15 protein-coding genes are annotated in these 18,327 nt (G+C 39.8%); all 15 read left to right on the top strand.

What is annotated here, in order from left to right:
* The first annotated feature begins 72 nt into the window (after positions 1–72).
* The 15 genes from G468_RS0100495 (at position 73) to G468_RS0100570 (ending at position 18,215) form a co-directional block, all read left to right on the top strand.
* Positions 73–2,217 carry a TonB-dependent siderophore receptor gene (locus G468_RS0100495; protein ID WP_407062042.1) on the top strand — a complete coding sequence of 715 codons (2,145 nt, stop codon included), beginning with the start codon at positions 73–75 and terminating at the stop codon, positions 2,215–2,217.
* Positions 2,218–2,246: 29 nt separating this feature from the next.
* The gene (locus G468_RS0100500; protein ID WP_034249117.1) at positions 2,247–3,290 is read left to right on the top strand and encodes an iron-siderophore ABC transporter substrate-binding protein; all 1,044 of its coding nucleotides are present in this window, start codon (positions 2,247–2,249) and stop codon (positions 3,288–3,290) included.
* Complete coding sequence (locus tag G468_RS0100505) at positions 3,277–4,287, top strand: FecCD family ABC transporter permease (RefSeq protein ID WP_026821414.1); 1,011 nt, start codon at positions 3,277–3,279, stop codon at positions 4,285–4,287. Before G468_RS0100500 ends, G468_RS0100505 begins: the two co-directional genes overlap by 14 nt.
* Before the next feature lie 3 nt (positions 4,288–4,290).
* A complete protein-coding gene (locus G468_RS0100510) occupies positions 4,291–5,337 on the top strand; it encodes a FecCD family ABC transporter permease (RefSeq protein ID WP_051296896.1) in 1,047 nt (348 codons plus the stop codon).
* Positions 5,337–6,152 carry an ABC transporter ATP-binding protein gene (locus G468_RS0100515; protein ID WP_034249119.1) on the top strand — a complete coding sequence of 272 codons (816 nt, stop codon included), beginning with the start codon at positions 5,337–5,339 and terminating at the stop codon, positions 6,150–6,152. Before G468_RS0100510 ends, G468_RS0100515 begins: the two co-directional genes overlap by 1 nt.
* A 65-nt stretch (positions 6,153–6,217) precedes the next feature.
* Positions 6,218–6,991, top strand: a complete 774-nt coding sequence (gene fhuF / locus G468_RS0100520; protein WP_034249121.1) for a siderophore-iron reductase FhuF — start codon at positions 6,218–6,220, stop codon at positions 6,989–6,991.
* 170 nt (positions 6,992–7,161) lie between these two features.
* Complete coding sequence (locus tag G468_RS0100525) at positions 7,162–8,694, top strand: pyridoxal phosphate-dependent decarboxylase family protein (protein WP_167876717.1); 1,533 nt, start codon at positions 7,162–7,164, stop codon at positions 8,692–8,694.
* Between the two features lie 76 nt (positions 8,695–8,770).
* Positions 8,771–10,057, top strand: a complete 1,287-nt coding sequence (locus G468_RS0100530) for a lysine N(6)-hydroxylase/L-ornithine N(5)-oxygenase family protein (protein ID WP_026821419.1) — start codon at positions 8,771–8,773, stop codon at positions 10,055–10,057.
* A gap of 14 nt (positions 10,058–10,071) precedes the next feature.
* Entirely contained in the window at positions 10,072–12,462 is a 2,391-nt protein-coding gene (locus tag G468_RS0100535) for a GNAT family N-acetyltransferase (RefSeq protein ID WP_026821420.1), read from the top strand.
* Positions 12,463–12,644: 182 nt separating this feature from the next.
* Complete coding sequence (locus tag G468_RS0100540) at positions 12,645–14,492, top strand: glycoside hydrolase family 3 protein (protein ID WP_246067284.1); 1,848 nt, start codon at positions 12,645–12,647, stop codon at positions 14,490–14,492.
* 514 nt (positions 14,493–15,006) lie between these two features.
* A complete protein-coding gene (locus tag G468_RS0100545; RefSeq protein WP_026821422.1) occupies positions 15,007–15,204 on the top strand; it encodes a hypothetical protein in 198 nt (65 codons plus the stop codon).
* Positions 15,205–15,262: 58 nt separating this feature from the next.
* On the top strand, positions 15,263–15,787 hold the full coding sequence (locus G468_RS0100550) for a DUF5625 family protein (protein WP_026821423.1): 525 nt from the start codon (positions 15,263–15,265) through the stop codon (positions 15,785–15,787).
* A gap of 955 nt (positions 15,788–16,742) precedes the next feature.
* Positions 16,743–17,264 carry a DUF5625 family protein gene (locus G468_RS0100560; protein WP_026821424.1) on the top strand — a complete coding sequence of 174 codons (522 nt, stop codon included), beginning with the start codon at positions 16,743–16,745 and terminating at the stop codon, positions 17,262–17,264.
* Between the two features lie 31 nt (positions 17,265–17,295).
* Complete coding sequence (locus G468_RS19340) at positions 17,296–17,748, top strand: hypothetical protein (RefSeq protein WP_026821425.1); 453 nt, start codon at positions 17,296–17,298, stop codon at positions 17,746–17,748.
* Positions 17,745–18,215: a hypothetical protein gene (locus G468_RS0100570; protein WP_026821426.1), complete on the top strand. Its 471-nt coding sequence runs from the start codon at positions 17,745–17,747 to the stop codon at positions 18,213–18,215. Before G468_RS19340 ends, G468_RS0100570 begins: the two co-directional genes overlap by 4 nt.
* The last annotated feature ends 112 nt before the right edge of the window (positions 18,216–18,327 follow it).

An 18,327-nucleotide genomic window follows, 5' to 3' on the forward strand; every position in this document is an offset into this window, starting at 1 on the left:
GGATGGGATGAGAAAATGGTTAACCCACATTTGTATCATGATAGGGTGACATTGAAGAAGATATTATCTTTGATGGTGCCACTATTTATATCAGGGAACAATTCTGCTTTAGCCGCAGAAAAGTCGGCTATAAATGACGATATTATTATTATAACCGGCAAAGCAGAAGCAACAGGCATCACTGAAGACAGCAAAATGTATAATACTTCATCGATGTCAACCGCCACCGGATTAAATCTTTCGGCGCGTGAAACACCGCAAAGTGTGAGTGTGCTTACCAAGCAACGAATGCTAGATCAGGATCTTAAGAATGTTACCAGTGCAGTGGATAATATTACTGGCATCAGTGTGCGGCAATCAGATAGCGATCGTTTTAGTTTTACATCGCGGGGAATGCGGATTAAAAATATTCTGCGTGATGGTGTAGCGACCTATTATGATACGCGCTTTAATTATGGCGATAACTTATTGGATACAATCTTATTTGATCGGATTGAAGTTGTTCGCGGTGCGGCCGGTTTAATGGTCGGGCCAGGCCAGCCTTCAGCAGTAATAAATTTGATCCGTAAGCGACCAACTCGCGATTTCCGTGGCGAAGTGATGATGGCAGTCGGTTCCTGGGATAAGTGGAGAACCGGGCTTGATTTGTCTGGGCCTTTAAATGCGGCAGGTACGGTGAGAGGGCGATTTATTACCGCTTACCAACGCAACAATGCTTTTATTGATCGTGAACAACATGAACGATATCCATTTTATGGCATTGTCGAGATAGACTTAACTGCTAATACCTTGTTAACAATAGGTGCTGATTACCAATTTAATCACACTCGCCAGGGTATGTTTGGCGGCTTACCGATTTTCTTCTCCGACGGAAGTAAAACCGATTATAAGCGTCATACCAGTTATGCGCCGGATTGGGCATTTTCCAAGGTTCGTTCATTCTCAATGTTTACCAGCTTACAGCATCAATTTGCTAATAATTGGAGTATGAAAGGAACGTTTACTTACGATAATAATACCCTCGATCAAAAAGTATTATGGGCCACCGGATACCCCAATCCTAACAATAATCAGGGTATGTATCCAGGGAGTATGACCTTGATTGATGGTAGTCGCCGTCAAACTAGTTTTGATTTACAACTGAATGGTGATTATGGCTTATTCAGTCGTACCCATCATGCGAGTTTTGGGATTAATTATCAAAAACAGCATTTTCAAAACGATTATTACAGTGCGTTATGTATGCTGAAGAAAACTTGTAAATCCTTAGGCGATTTTCGCGAATCTAACTGGAATTATCCGCAACCCTCTTGGTCAAAGTCTCGTACCTATGGTTCAAAAGGCTATATTGAACAAACGGCGGGTTATGCAGTGACTCAACTCTCATTAATGGATCCTGTAACCCTCATTCTTGGTGGCCGGCTAACCAGTTGGAAAACCCGCGGTGATGATTTCAATCAGCCCAAAAATGGCAGTTATAGCGATCAATTTGTGCCGTATGGTGGATTAATTTACGATATTGCGCCAGATATCTCTATATATGGTAGTTATACCCAAATCTTTGATCCAGAAAGCCGGGTTGATCGCAATGGGCAACTACTTAAACCGGTTAGCGGAGAAAATTTTGAGCTAGGAATAAAGGGTATTGCGATGGATAATAGTGTCGATTATTCATTAGCGCTATTTGAGATCCGGCAGAATAACTTTACCCAATTAGATAGTAATGCGCCGCCACGCCCGGATGGCTCAAGAGTTTATTACGCTATTGATGGCGTTAAAACCCGAGGCTTTGAAGTTGAAGTCAGCGGTCAGCTCACTGATGATTGGAAAATTTATGCCGGTTATACTCAGTTCCGCGGCACAGATAGGGATGGAAAACGGATCAATAGAGAAATACCAAATAGATTATTTAAACTGTTTACCACTTATACGTTGCCGGGTGCAATGAGCAATCTGACAATTGGCGGTGGTGTTAACTGGCAAGGTAGTACTTGGCAACTGCTCGATGGGCCGGTTAAGAAGCAAGTGAAGGTTGAACAAGCGAGCTTTGCTGTTGTTAATTTAATGGGACGTTATCAATTTACACCGGCGCTTTCGCTAACGGTTAATTTGAATAATTTGTTTGATAAGACTTATTACACGCAATTTGGTGATTACAAACAATATTATTATGGTGCTCCGCGTAATATTGAAGCGACGCTAAATTATCAGTTTTAATTAAATAATAGATTTAAAGGTTATCAATAATGGTACTGCTGCGACAACGATTAGCATCTTATAAAATGGGGTTCACAGTACCATTAATATTGCTGATAATTTTATTAACCGCTTGTGATAAACCGCCGGTAGTAACAAATTTACCGCCAGATACTATTGGCTATCCCAAAACGATTATTACCGCGCTAGGGAAAGCAGAAATTAACCAACAGCCGCAACGGATTGTGGCCTTGGGAAGTGGTAGTGAGGATATCTTATTAGCACTCGGGATCGTGCCTATAGCGATTGAATCTCATTACTGGGGGGGCGATGCACAAGGATATTTACCCTGGTTTAAGGAAGAGGTTGAACGGCGTGGCGCTCGATTACCCGTGATCATTGAAATGTATCCTGAATTGGATATAGAAAAAATTATAAAATTAAAACCTGATTTAATTCTGGCAACCCAATCTGGCATCACCCAAGCGGATTTTAACTCTTTATCTTATTTTGCGCCTGTGGTGACCTATCCAGCTAAACCATGGCAAACAACACCACAACAGCAAATTAAATTAATTGCTAATGCCTTGGATAAACAACCGCAGGGAAAGAAATTATGTGCTGAACTTGATGCGATGTTAGCCGCAGCCGGTCATCGTATTCCTAATATACAAGACTATCAGTTTGCCTATATTAAGGCAGGGACAACCGCCAATAGTTTATCCATTTATGTAAAAAATGATCCGCGGGTTGACACCTTGGTTCATATAGGCTTGTCATTATTGCCATTGGCAAAAACAGTCACCGCTGCCTTTGGTAATTTTGCTGTCAATATTGGTCTAGAAAATGCCGACTTACTGAATGATGCTGATATTTTGTTAACCTGGTATAACAGCGAAAAAGAGCGACAAGAGACCGAATCTTTACCGCTATTCCAATCGATACGCGCAGTTCGTCAGGGAGTCTATATGCCATTAACGGATCAAACGCTGGTCATGTCGATGTCGTATGGCTCACCACTGAGTTTACGCTGGGGATTACCAAAATTTATGTCATTACTGCAGCAGGAGTTAGCTAAATATGATAAACCCTAAACGACGAATTTCCCGCCTGCTGGGATTAATATTAATGTTGCTATTAACCTGCCTTTGTATTTTGGCCAGTTTAAGTTTTGGTTCAAAACCCTTGCCATTATCAGCCGTTTGGCAACATTATTGCTATAACAGTCAAATTAATTATTATGATTTAGTCATTAACGCTCGAGAATCACGCACCTTTATTGGGTTAATGGCCGGCGCTGCATTAGCATTAGCAGGCGCAGTGGCGCAAGGATTGCTACGTAATCCGCTTGGTGATCCCGGTTTATTAGGCATTAACGCCGGCGCCGCGACCGCAGTGGTTTTTTGTTCTTTTGTACCTGCATTAACCAATGTCTCACATTTTTGGGCCGCTTTTATTGGTGCCAGTTTATCAACTTTACTGTTTTATTTTATCAGTGGTAGTAGTCGTAATACCAATCCGGTAAGGCTAATCTTAACTGGCGTTGCTATCAATGCTTGTTTATTAGCGCTAGTGCAGGGCGTTATTCTAATCAACCCCCAAGCGATGGATAATTATCGTTTTTGGAGTATGGGCGCTTTAAATTCAATGTCATTAACTGAAGCTGGCTGGCTAATCCCCTATTTATTAGTGGCTATTAGTTTAACATTTTCACTGAGTGCGGCATTAAATATTATGGTTTTTGGTGATGGCATTGTGCATTCGCTCGGCGGCAATGTTGCGCGTACCCGTCTATTGGCGCTATTAAGTGTCAGCATGCTAGCCGCTGTAGCAACCGCAATGGCAGGTCCAATTGCTTTTATCGGTTTGGCCGCGCCCCATTTAATGCGCACCTGGATAGGCAGTGATTTCCGTTGGCTGTTACCTTATAGCATGTTTGCCGGTTCATGTTTGTTGTTAATCTCTGATGTGATAGCACGGTTAGTCATTGCACCAGAAGAATTGATGGTCGGTATTATCACCGCAGCAATTGGTGCTCCTTTGCTTTATTGGGTAGCTAAAAAACCAACCGCTAGCAGAATGATAGAGTAAAATATGATGCAGATCGATTTGTCAGCGAAAAAAGTGAGCACTAAAACATTTGGTGTCGCCAATATACGATTTATTACTCCGTCATGGCAGACATCTAGTAGAATTTTATTCTTACTTCTGTTGTTAGTATTGTTTTTGTATCTCACTTTAGCCATTGGGCGAGAAGGGTTGGATAATCCTTGGTTAGAGATAAAAACCCGCTATCAGCAATTTATTCTATTGCAGATCCGTTTACCTAGAGCTTTAGTTGCCATCGGTGCCGGTATGACGCTGGCGCTTTCCGGTGCGCTTTTTCAGATCACCACCCGTAACGCATTAGCAAGTCCAGATATTATTGGGATTAATGCCGGCGCCGCTGTTGGCATTATGGCGGCACTATTATTCTGGCCAGATGTCGTACCTGTTTCTATTGGCGCATTGAGCGGCGCCGTGGTTGCCGTATTATTGGTTTATCTTGCTAATGGTGCCGTAAGTGGCGAGATCCAAACGACTAAAATTGTGCTTTCAGGTATTGCTGTTGCGGCTTTATCTATGGCTTTAGTTGATTTTGCTATTTCGAATACGCGTATTGAGCAGGCACAACAAATTCGGTCACTGTTAAGTGGTAGTTTGGCTAATCGGGGTTGGCAGGATGTGGTGCTAATTAGCGGTATGTTGGTTTTTATACCTATTCTGTTTTGGTTGGGTAAGCAGTTGAACTATATCAGTTTAGGTAATGATATTGCGATTACACTCGGTGTTCCTGTTCGTTTGGTGCAAATCATCAGCATACTGATAGCGATTATTTTTGCCACCCTGTCCGTATTAGTTGTTGGGCCGGTTGCTTTTGTGGCACTAGCAGCACCGCAAATTGCCAGGCGGATCATTTTGCATAAAGGTGTTGCGCTATTTTGTTCGATGCTAGTGGGCGCTTTATTAATGCTGTGCGCTGATTTTATTACGTTAATATTGCCAACGCCTGGGCGTTTAACGGTAGGTTTAGTCACGGCAGCAATGGGTGGGATTTATTTAATGTATTTATTGCATATGGAATTTAGGAGAATAAGCTAATGGTATCATCCACTCATTCTCCCTTGGTTGCTTCACGGCTGACAGCCCGTGATGTCTCTGTTGGATATGGCAAAAAAAGCATCATTAAAGAGGTAAATATAGCTATTTATGATAATGAATTTAGTGTCATTATCGGACCTAATGGCTGTGGTAAATCAACCTTATTAAAAACCTTTAGCCGTATTATGCAACCGCAGTGTGGTGAAATTCGATTGGATGGTAAGGATGTTTTCCACGCTAAACCTAAATGGGTTGCCCGGCAGCTCTCATTATTAGCGCAAGGCGCGATTATCACTGAACCGTTAACTATCTATGAACTCGTTTCCCGCGGTCGTTATCCTTATCAATCTTTTTTATTTCAGTGGTCAACTGAAGATGAACGGGCGGTGCAAGATGCGTTAAAGGCGGTTGATCTTTGGCCTATGGCACAAAAATTAGTCAGTGAATTATCAGGCGGTCAACGTCAGCGTGTCTGGTTTGCGATGACACTTGCTCAGCAAACTCCGATCATTTTATTAGATGAGCCAACAACCTATTTAGATATCGCTCATCAAATTGAAATGCTTGATCTTTGCCAACGTTTGCATCAGCAAGGAAAAACGTTAGTTTTGGTACTGCATGACATTAATCTGGCTTTACGCTATGCCTCGCGTCTAATTATGATGAAAGAGGGGCAGATTTATGCTGAAGGTAAACCTGAAAAAATTATTACCGAACAGAATATTAAAAATGTATTTGGTTTACCTTGTCGCATTATTTCAGATCCTGAATCGGGTAAACCACTAATTATTCCAAAATATAAAATCAATAAATAACCAACAAGATATTTTATTATATTTTAGTATTGGCAATATAAAATTGGAAAATCGGAGAATATGGCATGGGAAATAAAAATAATCAAAGTTCCATAGCTATTATACCTAAAATTGAAATAGCAGATATTACTAAGTTATTTGATAGTAAATTCAGCCATTTTAATTCTTCATTTAAAGTGAATGCAGAAAATATAACTACCAATAGTATGGAATTTTATCAATGGTCAAAGGAAAAACAGTTTTTGTCATTAATGGATCGCTATCAATATGAATACTATGGTAATAGTAGTCAACATGTTAATCAGAAGGGTCTCTATTCTTTATGGGCTCAATGGTATTTTGGCTTAGTGATTCCGCCTATGATGTTGATGCTATTAGAGTATCCGCAGGCGATTAATACCAGTTATCATCGTTTCCGCGTTGAATTTCATGCCAGTGGTCGGCCTAATATTGTTCATTATCAGCTAGCATGGATGGCTAAACCTTTATCTTTATTAGAGCGTTATCATGATCTATTACAGCAGCATATTATTCCAGTCTCTAACAAAATAGAATTTTATCGTGGTATCAATGGCCGTTTATTATGGAATAATATTGGCTACATTATGTATTGGTATTTAATGAATTTCAAAGAAAAACTAGACGCGGATCAGTATAATAATTTAATTAATATGCTTTTTTTTGAAAAAAAAATGTTAAATAAGCAAGATAACCCGCTTTATCGTACCATTATTGTTAGAAATAATGTCATACAACGGCGTAGCTGCTGTCAGAGAAACAAATTACCCGGTGTCGGTAATTGCCATGATTGCCCTCTTGAGGTGATGGCATCAATTTAATTTATTAAATTTACTGCTTATTTAAAATAAAAATAATTATTTGTTAGTTTTGTACCGCTTTATTAAATGATTAATGTAAGGCATTTAATCTATTTAAAAATAATGTTGAGCAATTATTTTAGCAAATTACTATACAAGAGTAAGGATATACAATGCCTATTGAAGTAAAAATGTGTGCTGAATTGCCATCAGCAACAACTTCTTTTATAAAGGAAGATTATTTTAAAGATAGCCTTTTTTATTCCTATTTCTTTAATCGTGATAATGCACAATGTTATTTTGATAATGCTCATGACGTTATAATTAAGATAAAAGAAATATTACAACAGACGCAAATTCCGTTTAGTGGAATATTGCCCCATGAGTTATCTCAATTATTTTCAAAAGTAAATTTAGATAATTCATTATCTTCTTGGTCATCAGTTTTAGCAGAATTAAATCAGCTTTATATTAAAGATGCAGTTTATTTTCATCATCCCAAATATGTTGCTCATCTAAATTGCCCATTAGTATTACCCGCTGTGATCGCCGAAATGTTGATTGGTGCCATTAATTCATCGATGGATACTTGGGATCAAAGTGCCGGCGCAACCTTAATTGAGCAAAAAGTGCTTGCTTGGACCGTGGATAAGCTAGGTTTAGGTAAAGATGCTGATGGTATTTTTACCAGTGGTGGTACGCAATCCAATTTTATGGCGATGCTACTGGCTCGTGATTGGTTTTGTTGTCAGCGTGATCGACAACATAAAAATTTGATCCATGGCTTACCGGACGATTTTCGTAAGCTACGCATATTAACCTCATCAGTCAGTCACTTTAGTACCCAAAAAGCAGCGGCTATGTTAGGGCTCGGTTATCAAGCTATTATTTCAGTGCCTCATGATGATAAATTCTGTATGTCTATTGAGGCGTTAGAAACGAGTATTCAACAATGCCTTGCTGAAGGAAATATTCCATTTGCTGTGGTAGCCACGGCGGGAACTACCGATTTTGGCAGTATTGATCCGCTCCCCGCTATTGCCGATTTAGCCAAACAATATGGTTTGTGGATGCATGTTGATGCGGCTTATGGTTGTGGATTATTAGTCTCATCGCGTCATTCTCATTTACTTCAGGGAATAGAGCAGGCAGATTCTGTTACAATCGATTATCACAAAGCATTTTTCCAGCCAGTCAGTTGTGGTGCCTTTTTTATTAAGGATCGGCAGCATTTTTGTCACTTAACCTATCATGCAGATTATTTGAATCCGTTAAGTGCTGAACAAGAAAAAATTCCCAATTTGGTAAATAAAAGTATACAGACAACCCGCCGTTTTGATGCTTTAAAAATGTGGCTGACCCTGAGAATGATGGGAGCGGAACAATTGGGTTTGGCATTTGACAAAGTGTTGGATACTGCACAAATCGCCTACCACTTAATGGTAGCAAATTCCCATTTTGAAGTTGTTCATCAACCCGTGCTCAGCACGTTAGTTTTTCGTTTCATACCGCCGCAATCTCTGTCACAAGAACAAATTGATGATCTTAACGCTAATATTCGTAAGGCCTTATTCCGAGAAGGCGAAAGCATTATTGCTGCTACCAAAATTAACGGGCGACAATACTTGAAATTTACTTTTCTTAATCCATTAACAGAACGAAAACATCTGGTAGAAATAATGAATAACATTATTCAGCAAGGCAATTTCTTATTGACATCGTAAGCGTTTACTAACAAGACATCATGTAAATAAATAATTATTCCCGTTTTTAAACGGAGCAATTTTGTTAGGAGTTATTATGACAACCAGGACTTATGATTTTATCGCGATTGGTATTGGCCCATTTAATCTGGGATTAGCCTGTCTGGTTCAACCAATAAAAGAGATCAATAGCCTGTTTATTGATCAGAATGCAGCTTTCGATTGGCATCCTGGAATGATGTTGGAAAACTCCTCGATGCAGACGCCATTTATTGCCGATTTAGTTACTTTAGCATCACCCAGTCATCCATTAAGTTTTCTCAATTATATCAAACAAAAAGGACGTATTTACTCATTTTATATTCGGGAAAATTTCTTTTTATTGCGCAAAGAATATAACCAATATTGCCAATGGGCAGCAGAGCAATTATCCAATTTGCGTTTTAATACGCGGGTAGAAAATATCAATTATGATCCCTCGCTGGATTGCTATACCTTGCATTGTGTTGATACGGTAACCGGACAGTGTCATCAGTTTTGCTGCAAAAAACTCATATTAGGAACCGGCCCTTCACTTTATATACCGAAATGTTGCCAGCCATTTGCTGAGCAAATAGTACGAACTGATAACTATTTGGCTAATAAAGCCAGTTTACAGCAAAAGAAATCAATTACTATCATCGGTAGCGGCCAGAGTGCAGCAGAAATTTTTTATGATTTGCTTAGTCAGATTGATATCTATGGTTATCAACTGAATTGGGTAACGCGCTCGCCGCGTTTCTTCCCGTTAGAATATAGCAAATTAACGTTAGAAATGACTTCACCGGAGTATATCGATTATTTCCATAACCTATCAGACACCATACGTGATGAACTGAATCGTAGCCAAAAATCCCTCTACAAAGGAATTAATAGTTCACTTATCAATGACATTTTTGATCTGCTGTATTGCAAACGGTTGAATGGCAAGCTGCCTGTGGCATTACATACCAACAGTGAATTAAAACACCTACAGTATGATCATGAAAAACAACAACTGCGATTAGATTTATGTCAACATGAGCAACAAGCGGCATTTTCACTGGCAACGGAAGCTGTTGTGTTAGCAACAGGTTATCAATACCAAATACCTAAATGTATTGATGGTATCCGTGACCAGATCTGTTGGGATAAGTACGGACGCTATGACGTACGGCGTAATTACAGTATTGATGAGCATAATCGCATTTTTGTGCAAAATGCCGAACTCCATACTCATGGATTTATTACGCCAGATCTTGGCATGGCCTGTTATCGTAATTCTTATTTAATTAAACAAATTACCGGCAAAGAACACTATGCAATAGAAAATAGTATTGCATTCCAGCAGTTTGGTGTAGCGTAAGAAGGAGTCAATTGATGTCTGTTGCAACTATGGCGCCGTTTAAAAAAACAGTCACTGATGTCGGCACATTTTCAGTACAGCCACTGAATCTAAATGAAGATATTGCCATTATTAGCCAATGGGTTAATCGCAATTATGCGCATTATTGGGGAATGCAAAATTATACTTCGCAACAAGTAAAAAATTTTTATCAAGATCTATTGATCCGTCAGCCTAATTCGGTCTTTACTGGCAGTTACCAGGGAAAAATAGTATTTTTACTCGAGTGTTATTGGGCACAAGATGATGTTATCAGCCAGCACTATCGTGCTGACCCAGGTGACATGGGAATGCATATTTTGGTTGCGCCATCGGAGCAAAAAATCAAGCAGTTTACCTGGGGGGTTTTTCAAACCATTATCGCCTTCATTTTCAATAACCCTGCGGTTAAGCGGATTGTTGTTGAGCCTGATATTCGCAATACGAAAATTCATCGGCTAAATATAAAGGCGGGTTTTGTGTATGAAAAAACCGTGCAATTAGCAAATAAAATGGCTGGCTTAGCATTCTGTACCAGAGAGCAGCATCAAATAGCTTTGCAATCAGCGCCATTAATTAAATTTTCACAGCCCGATAATCCTTTGGTACATCATTTATATCCGCAGGTTTGGCAAAAAGTACATCGATTACAGCTGAGAAAAGCCATTTCCGAGTTTGCTCATGAGTGTTTATTATCGCCAAAACAATTAACAGAAAAAATCGATCGAGATGGTTATCATTATTATCGTTTGGATAATGATGAGTATGGCGTACAGTATTATTTCCGTGCGCGACGATTGGCATTAGATCATTGGTTGATTGATGCTGACTCGCTGCAAAAAATGCACACAGAGAATTGGGCTGAACTCGACTTTATCCGTTTCATTATTGAATTTAAACATCAGCTTGGGATCAGTGACAGTGTTATGCCAACTTATGTGGAAGAATTAATGAGTACACTACATAGTAGCGCATTTAAATACCATCGTACTGGTATTACCGTTGATAGTTTGTTGCATGCTGATTTTCAGACCATTGAGGCTGAAATGATGGAAGGGCACCCAATTTTTATCGCTAACAATGGCAGAATTGGCTTTGATGCACAGGATTTTCAATGTTTCAGTCCTGAATCAGCGGCAGGTATCCATTTAATATGGTTAGCGGCACATAAAAGTCAGGCCCAGTTTGCCTGTATAGAGCAGCTTAGTTATCAACAGCTAATCGAGCAAGAATTGAGTCAACAGGAGATAATTGATTTTAACCACCAATTAATTTTGCTTGGACTGGATCCACAGGAGTACCTATTGATGCCATTTCATCCATGGCAGTGGCAAAATAAGTTACCATCCATCTTTGCTCATGAGCTTGCTAGTCAAAAACTAATCTATCTAGGCGTAGGCAAAGATTGCTATCAAGCCCAACAATCAATACGGACGTTATTTAATCGCAGCCAACCACAGCGCTATTATGTGAAAACTGCGTTATCTATCTTGAACATGGGATTTATGCGCGGTTTGTCGCCCTATTACATGGTAACCACACCAGCGATTAATGATTGGCTATATGATCTGGTACAACAAGATGATGTTTTACGTCGTTGTGGTTTTCGGTTATTACGGGAAGTTGCCAGTATTGGTTTTAGAAATCATTACTATGAGCAAGCGATCCAAGGCGATACCCCTTATAAAAAAATGATGGCGGCACTGTGGCGGGAAAATCCCTTACAATTAATTGGCAGCAAACAAAAATTGATGACGATGGCGGCATTATTACACCATGATCAACAAGGTAACGCATTCTTACCTGCTCTAATTGCCGCATCAGGTATCTGTGCTGATGAATGGATTAAACGCTATCTGGACTGTTACTTACTACCACTCTTACACTGTTTATATGCTTATGATTTAATGTTTATGCCACATGGAGAGAATATTATTCTAGTGCTAGAAAATCATATTCCACAATCTATTTTTATGAAAGATTTGGCAGAAGAAGTGTTGGTGATGGATCCACAGGCGGATTTGCCAGCAGAAGCGAGTCGGGTAAAAGTTAGTATGCCAGAACAGATGAAAACACTGACTATTTTATCGGACGTGTTTGATGGTGTCTTTCGCTATATAGCCGCAATTCTTGATGAAAAAGCGGGTTATGCCCAACAACAGTTCTGGCAGTCAGTGGCGAATTGTATTTTAGATTATCAATCGACCCATCCACAATTTGCTCAGCAATTTAAACGTTATCCTCTATTTACGCCTACAATCAAACGTTGCTGTTTAAATCGATTACAAATTGCTAACAATCGTCAGATGCTGGATTTATTGGATCCCATGCAAAGTTTGCAATTTGCTGAAGATTTGATTAATCCTATCGCTGAGTTTGCTCAATAGATTGCTGATTTTAGCCAGTTAAGCGAGTAACCACCTCACTAATTGAAGTGAGGTTTTTTGTTAAGATTATGCTAAGTTAGTGCAGTTTGTTGATATTAGTTTATTTTTTCCTAAGCACAACAGTTAATTAATAAAACTTTTTTACTCACCAGTAATATAGGAATAAAAATGAAAAAATAGCTTTGTCATTGTGTCTGTTAAGTTTTTTTTGTTCCGCGAAAGTGATTACCCATCAACAATTAGCTGATCTATGGCAATCCCCAGAGGCGGAAGCCAAACAGCTCGTTGAAAACATGAGTTTTGCAGAAAAGTTAGGGCAGATGTTAATGTTGGGTTTTCCCCATTGGGGAATTGACGCGGAAAAAAATGCGTTGGCAATGACCAAACTCAAACCAGAAATCGCCAATATTATTCACCATTATCATTTAGGTTCAGTGATCTTATTTCGAGATAATTTAATTGACACGCCACAAACTGTAAACCTGATTAATGCGTTGCAACAGGCACGTAGCAATTTACCACTATTTATAAGTATTGACCAGGAAGGTGGTTATGTCACACGACTGCGGATAGGGACTGAGATGCCGGGTAATATGGCATTAGGTGCAACGCGTTCTAAACAACTGAGTGAATTGGTTGGTATGATCCATGGTTATGAACTTATGCATTTAGGATTTAATTTTAATTTTGCGCCCGTGGTTGATATTAATAATAATCAAGATAATCCTATTATTGGTGTCCGTTCTTATTCAGACAGGCCACAGCTGGTGGCGGAAATGGCCAACAGTTATATTCAAGGCATTCATCGCTATGCTGTTTTAACGGCAATTAAACATTTTCCAGGCCATGGTAATGTCACTGCTGATAGCCATTTATCCTTGCCAACGATTAATATTAGTCAGCAACAATGGCGCAAATTTGAGTTACTCCCATTCAGGCATACCATGCCAAATACCGATGCTATCATCACAGCACATATCGTTATACCGGCATTAGATAACCATAAACTAACTACTATAGATAAAAGGCAAGTCGGTGTGCCGGCAACCCTTTCTAAGCCAATATTAAGCGGGATATTACGCAATAAATTGAACTATCAAGGTTTAATTATCACCGATGCCATGGATATGGGCGCTATTGCCAAAAACTTTGACGCTAACTGGGTGGTTAAACAAGCCATATTGGCGGGCAATGACATCATTTTAATGCCAGTAAAAATTACCGCTATTGAGGATGTCACTAAACTGGAACAGCTCTATCACTATCTAAAAACGGAAGCGCAAAGCAATCCAGAATTAGACCGTCGCATTGGTGAATCTGCTTATCGGGTCGTACTGAGTAAGTTAAAAAATAGAATTTCCGCCCAAGATAAGTCTGCTCAGCAAGCACAACAAGTTGTTGCAGCAAAAATAGATAAAGATATTGAGAATATGGTTGCAGACAATGCCATCACATTAATAAAAAACAGTAACGTACTACCGTTTCAGTTAAAAAATAATAATAAAATTGTCATTTTTTCCGATGAAAAAGCACGTAATCAATTAATTAAAAAACATTTACTCGCTCTTGCTGATGAGTTAAATATTAATATGACTACCCAAGATGATGTGGTTACCATGATGGCGGATGATAAAACTGAGCAGCAATTAACGACAAAAATGCAAAATTCCGATCTCATTATTTTAGCCACTTATAATCTTAAAAAAGCCCCCATTAATGCCCAGCGAATACTCAATGTTGCTAATCGTAATGCTATTCCAGTGGTCGTGATAGCGACCAATAATCCTTATGATATTGCTTACTTGCGTGGCGTGAAAGCCAATATTGCCATTTATGGCATTACGGGCTTTGATGCGATAAATAATAATAGAAATAACTTGGAAACCAACATCCGTAGTGGGCTAAGAACGCTATTTCTCACCCCCAATAAGCGCTTAATCAACTCCCCGACAGGTAAATTGCCGGTGGATATTAAAACGCCTGATTTAGACCGTACTCTCTATCCCTATGGATATGGTTTAGTTTATTAAAAATATTTCCGCAACGCACACCTTGATAAGTGTGAGTCAAAACCGCGTCAGGAATTGGGCCGGGTTTTTATATTGGACCATTAAGAAAATACATTATCAAACTCGCTGAAAATATTCCGTTATTCTAATTACAAAGCGCGGTAGCCAGACTGGAAATAGGCAAAAATGGTCATGCGCAAGGATAACCGCTGTAAAGCGGTTATCTGCTGTCGCTGTCGCTATCGCTTTGTCTTCTAAACTAGGCGATTACCCTTTCGCCGTTTAACCACTAAGCCCAATTATGCCTGTCAATTTCTGACCTAATTTTTTTCCAATCTGTCGCGGCTATTTAAGCTGGAGGCATTGCTTTAGCAAAATATCTGAATTTTATCCAGTACAGCAGTTTCGGAGTTTAAAGCTATCAAGAGTTTTGTTGAGTTGGCTTATTATGATCAAAAAATTAGCATTAGCTGGGTAAAAGTAACTAATAATCTGCCGGTAAAATAAATATGCCATCACTTATAAAGTAGCGCCGATGGGGGCAAATCTGTTTATCAGACCGATAAAAGCAAGCAGCAAGTGGGCGATGTTGATTGCTGATTTGGCGGACATAGCTGTTAAGTGGCGGAGAAGATTGAGAAGCGAAGTTAGGGTTTTGCAATTAAAGGGTGGTGAACCTTTTGCCGCAGGGAAAGTAACGGATAATGCCAAACCCGCCAGCAAGCCAGCGTAGAATTAATAAATTAACAATCACTATTTTCTCATCATTTGCTTTTGCTGGGAGTAACAAGATGAAGGTATTCGCGAGACAGGTAAGAATTAGCATGTGGCGCACAGTAATGCTTTTGTTCAGCAGTCTCTGGCTGGTGGCCTGTACTGAACATATTAGTATCTACCGGCCGATTGATATAACCCGCGCCGGCCAATCGGTTAAGGTTGAGTTTGAAATTAAAAAGGAAGGGGGCTATCTGTTTGCCTTATTATTTGAGACTGGCGAGGGGCATGATGAAATGGAAAGGCGTTTTGAGTTGTTCGAGGGTATTAATAAGACTGGGGTGATAATTCCCATTTCGCTGCGTATCGTTAAGGATGGTCAGGTTTTTTTTGACGAGACAATCAATACGCAGGGAACTGATGGCGGGCAAGCTTTTTATTACCAGGGGAGAAGAATAGATACCACAGCAGTACGGGATATTAAATCATTTTTGCTTTTCCTGGGACATTACTCGGTGGTGATTAGCACGCTGGAAGATGTTCCGCTGTTTAACGGGATCGAGAGTTTTGTTCAAGTTACCTATTCTGATCCTAAAATTTAACTGTAATTTTCTGTCAACAAGGAAGTAAAATATGGATAAAAAATATACTGTGACCTATAAAGTAGCACCAATGGGCGCCAAATATATTTATCAGGTCGATAAAGCAGGCAAAATCGATTGCTCATCGGGCAGAAAAATCTGTTAAGTGATTGGTTTTAAAGCGCTTAGACACTCATAGGTGATAATGGGTTATTTGCGGTGTAAATGGATTCAGTTGTAGTAACCAAGGCAATCCAATATCTGTTGTTTCATTTCCTCTTGATTAGCATAATATTTCTTGTACAACCAATGATACATTCAGTTGCTAAAAATCATTATCCTAGCCAGCATCTAAACCAACTTGGCGCTTTCTTCTCTTATCGCTTTTCAGTCAAGATGGATATTGCCCACGTATATATTGGTTTCTTTAGCCACTGAAAAAACACTCTCCTTTAACCTTTTCGCCGTTTAACCACTAAGCCTAACAACACTTGCCTATTTCTAAGCTAATTTTTGTTTCTATCTGTCGCGGCTATTTAAGCTGGAGGCATTGCTTTAACAAAATGTCTGAATTTTATCCAGTACAGCAGTTTCGGAGTTTAAAGCTATCGAGAGTTTTGTTGAGTTGGCTTATTATGATCAAAAAATTAACATTAGCTGGGTAAAAGTAACCAATAATCTGTCTGTAAAATAAATATGCCATCACTTATAAAGTAGCGCCGATGGGGTCAAATCTGTTTATCAGGCCGATAAGGTGAAGCAACAAATGGGCGATATTGATTGCTGATTTGGCGGACATAGCTGTTAAGTGGCGGAGAAGATTGAGAAGCGAAGTTAGGGTTTTGCAATCAAAGGGTGGTGGATTTTTGGCGCAGGGAAAGTAACGGCTAAAGCCAAACCCGCTAGTAAGCCAGCGTAGAATTAATAAATTAACAATCACTATTTTCTGATCATCTGCTTTTGCTGGAGTAACAAGATGAAGGTATTCGCGAGACAGGTAAGAGTTAGCATGTGGCGCACAGTAATGCTTTTGTTCAGCAGTGTCTGGCTGGTGGCCTGTACTGAACATATTAGTATCTACCGGCCGCTTGATATAACCCGCGCCGGTCAATCGGTTGCAGTTGAGTTTGAAATTAAAAAGGAAGGGGGCTATCTGTTTGCTCTGTTATTTGATAAAGGAGGAGATTATGAAGAAGTACTTAGGCGGCTTGAGTTATTCCGAGGCGTTAATGATACCGGGGTGATAATCCCCATTTCGCTGCGTATCGTTAAGGATGGTCAGGTTTTTTTTGACGAGATAATCAACACGAAGGGAACTGATGGCGGGCAGGCTTTCTATTACCAGAAGAGAAGGCTAAATACCGCGGTACGGAAAATGAAAATATTATCGCTTTTACCCGGACATTACTCGGTGGTCATTACTACGCTGGAAGATGTTGCGCTATTTAACGGGATCGAAAGTTTTGCTCACGTTAGCTATTTTGATCCTAAAATTTAACTGTAGCATTTTGTCAATAAGGAAGTAAAATATGGATAAAAAATATACTGTTACCTATAAAGTGGCGCCGATGGGAGCCAAATATATTTATCAGGTCGATAAGAATGAACACAAGGCCGGGGAGATACATTCTTCATCGGGCGGCCATATGTGGTATGTGTTAAGTGACGGCCAAGGCGAGGAGCTAAGTTATGGTTTTGAATCAAAACGTGGTGAGCCGTTTGGCGAAGGGTGGGTAACGGATACGGATAATGCCGCCTACCAACAGACTTCCTATGAGGTCACCCTGGCCTTAAGCCAGGCGCAGTATAATAAATTGAAAAATTTTTCAGAAACACCGGCATCGGGCGGATTTGATGATAGCAAATATAGCGTGCATGCCAACAGTTGTGTCGATTTTGTCTATTACTCCTTAAACTCCATTGGCTACAACGGTAAGCGTTTTGAAGGCAATCTGTTTCCTAATCTAACCCGGAAACCTTGAAAGCGATGTTAATATCGAAAGGAGCATCTATTATTCGGGATGACCTGATCCGCAATGGGGATAAATACGAAAAAAGAATTCCTAATATCACGATGAATACGCCACCCTGGCTTACGCCAATAAGGGGTAACGGCCCGCTGCCTAGCCCGCCGAAAAGTATGATTAAGATTAATATTAACCCGGCTCCCAAACCACAGCAACAGATCCAGGCGGAAAACCAGGCGCAGCTGGATGTGAGCAATGGCTATATTCACAATAGCCCGACCCACAAGATATCTGCCAATGGCGATATCCTTAGTAAAAGCGACTTCACCGCTACTCAGATGGCCAGCTTGGCGACCGGCGGCATTCGACCCGGTGCGGTGCAACTGGATACCAATGTCCGACCGAATGCTTATCTGGCCGAGTTCTATAAACCATCCCACTTTAGCTCCGGTGTCACCGATCATGCAAAACTGATCCACTAACGATCATCTAAAACTGATCCACTTGGTATTATTCGCACATTTTTGTACGGATAATTTATGTTAACCAAGGAGATATTTGTGGATATTCATGTTCGCTTTGCACAAGGACAAA

Source organism: Arsenophonus nasoniae DSM 15247, assembly GCF_000429565.1.
Lineage (GTDB): Bacteria > Pseudomonadota > Gammaproteobacteria > Enterobacterales > Enterobacteriaceae > Arsenophonus > Arsenophonus nasoniae.

Excerpts from the sequence above, each read along its gene's own strand:
- G468_RS0100495 (WP_407062042.1), top strand. The coding sequence starts at position 73 with ATGGTGCCACTATTTATATCAGGGAACAATTCTGCTTTAGCCGCAGAA.
- G468_RS0100500 (WP_034249117.1), top strand. The coding sequence starts at position 2,247 with ATGGTACTGCTGCGACAACGATTAGCATCTTATAAAATGGGGTTCACA.
- G468_RS0100505 (WP_026821414.1), top strand. The coding sequence starts at position 3,277 with ATGATAAACCCTAAACGACGAATTTCCCGCCTGCTGGGATTAATATTA.
- G468_RS0100510 (WP_051296896.1), top strand. The coding sequence starts at position 4,291 with ATGATGCAGATCGATTTGTCAGCGAAAAAAGTGAGCACTAAAACATTT.
- G468_RS0100515 (WP_034249119.1), top strand. The coding sequence starts at position 5,337 with ATGGTATCATCCACTCATTCTCCCTTGGTTGCTTCACGGCTGACAGCC.
- fhuF (WP_034249121.1), top strand. The coding sequence starts at position 6,218 with ATGGGAAATAAAAATAATCAAAGTTCCATAGCTATTATACCTAAAATT.
- G468_RS0100525 (WP_167876717.1), top strand. The coding sequence starts at position 7,162 with ATGTGTGCTGAATTGCCATCAGCAACAACTTCTTTTATAAAGGAAGAT.
- G468_RS0100530 (WP_026821419.1), top strand. The coding sequence starts at position 8,771 with ATGACAACCAGGACTTATGATTTTATCGCGATTGGTATTGGCCCATTT.
- G468_RS0100535 (WP_026821420.1), top strand. The coding sequence starts at position 10,072 with ATGTCTGTTGCAACTATGGCGCCGTTTAAAAAAACAGTCACTGATGTC.
- G468_RS0100545 (WP_026821422.1), top strand. The coding sequence starts at position 15,007 with ATGGGGGCAAATCTGTTTATCAGACCGATAAAAGCAAGCAGCAAGTGG.
- G468_RS0100550 (WP_026821423.1), top strand. The coding sequence starts at position 15,263 with ATGAAGGTATTCGCGAGACAGGTAAGAATTAGCATGTGGCGCACAGTA.
- G468_RS0100560 (WP_026821424.1), top strand. The coding sequence starts at position 16,743 with ATGAAGGTATTCGCGAGACAGGTAAGAGTTAGCATGTGGCGCACAGTA.
- G468_RS19340 (WP_026821425.1), top strand. The coding sequence starts at position 17,296 with ATGGATAAAAAATATACTGTTACCTATAAAGTGGCGCCGATGGGAGCC.